The following is a 642-nucleotide window of genomic DNA, read 5'->3' as shown; positions in this document are numbered from 1 at the left end:
CGGCTGGAGATCCGCCGCGTCGACCAGCCGGCCGCGACGCCGAAGTTCGCGGTGCACGTGGACCTCGCGAGCCAGCCCGGCGCCCGCGTCGCGCGCTACCAGCTGTTCCGCACGCGGGTCGAAGCGGCCGCGATGGAACTGGACACCATGGGCCCGCCCGTCGCCACCATCGAAGCGGGCGGCGGGGGCTGGACCGTGCACGGCCTGGAAGACGATGCCGCCGCGCTGGCCGATGCGACCGGCGCCGACCAGCCGGACGGCTCCTGGAAAAAAGTGTGGTACCGCGCCATCGCGTGGGCACATCCGGACCCGGACCGCGCCCTGCTGCCGGGCCGCTCGCCCACATCGAACGCGATGTCGGTGGTGATCCCGCCCGATGGGCCGCCGAACCTGTCGCCGCTGACGGCCGAGTGGCCGGGCGGTCCTGTGCAGGACGTGCTGGTGCATTTCACGAGCACCGCGCCCGTCCCGAAGACGGCGCTGGGACCGCACAAGCTGACGGTCGACGCGCAGGTCCTGGGCGGCCCGTCGAAATCGGCCCCGGACCCGCTGCTGCTGGAAGCGTTCGAGCTGCAGGCCGTCCCCGCCGCGCCGCCTGCGCCGCCGATAAGCGGCACGTGGCGCACCAGCGCCACGCAGTAC

Annotated in this window: 1 protein-coding gene; it reads left to right on the top strand. The window is 73.8% G+C overall.

Annotation, left to right across the window (positions count from 1 at the left end; genetic code table 11):
- The coding region (locus tag ACEN88_RS33605) for a hypothetical protein (protein ID WP_413346675.1) at window positions 1-642 on the top strand (642 nt) is incomplete at both ends.

The organism is Massilia sp. CT11-108 (genome assembly GCF_047302915.1).
GTDB lineage: Bacteria > Pseudomonadota > Gammaproteobacteria > Burkholderiales > Burkholderiaceae_D > Telluria > Telluria orientalis.
The sequence above is the reverse complement of the archived record's forward strand: the minus strand, read 5'-3'. Positions and strand labels throughout refer to the sequence as shown.